We start from the raw sequence: 691 nt of genomic DNA on the forward strand, positions 1-691 counted from the left end.
GCCCTGCACGCCCTTGTGGATGTTGTAGGTGGCCACGCGCAGGGTGTTCATGCGGAAATCATGCCATCAAAGCCCGGGGTTTGACAGGCGCGGCAACCACAGAATGGCCTCGGCGTTGGACGGCGAAAAGCAGCGGTCGGCCGCGGCGCGCCAGGGCAGCCAGGCGTGGGCGGTGTGCTCGCGCGGGCTCAGGCGGACCGGGGTGCCGGTGGGCACCCGCAGGCCGAACAGGTGTTCGGTGTTGTGGGTGACGCCGGGCGCGTAGCGGTGCCGCCACTGGGGGTAGATTTCATACACGTTCTCCAGCCCCCAGTCGCTCAGGGTGCAGCCGGGGCCGTGGGCGTCGATGCCGGTTTCTTCCGCCACCTCGCGCGCGGCGGTGGCGGCCCAGGGCTCGTCTTCAAAGTCCTTCGCACCCGTGACGGACTGCCAGAAGCCCGGCGCGTCGGCGCGCTCGATGAGCAGCACCTCCAGCGCCGGGGTGTGGATGACGACAAGGACGGATTGGGGGATTTTGGAGGGCATGGCAACGGAATCTAACCGCTGTCATGCCTTTGAGCTTAACCCTGCAGCAACTGCAACACGCCCTGGGGAATCTGGTTGGCTTGCGCCACCATGGCGGTGCCGGCCTGCTGCAGGATCTGCGCACGGGACAGGTTGGCGGTTTCGGCCGCAAAGTCGGCATCCTGAA

The 691-nt window shown here is 67.1% G+C and carries 2 protein-coding genes; both read right to left on the minus strand.

Annotated elements, in window-relative coordinates:
* Positions 1–66 precede the first annotated feature (66 nt).
* The gene (gene nudB / locus HA630_RS02595; RefSeq protein WP_166832232.1) at positions 67–525 is read right to left on the minus strand and encodes a dihydroneopterin triphosphate diphosphatase; all 459 of its coding nucleotides are present in this window, start codon (positions 523–525) and stop codon (positions 67–69) included.
* A gap of 35 nt (positions 526–560) precedes the next feature.
* The coding region (locus HA630_RS02600; RefSeq protein WP_256368606.1) for a flagellin at positions 561–691 on the minus strand (131 nt) is incomplete at its 5' end.

The organism is Aquabacterium sp. A08 (genome assembly GCF_011742065.1).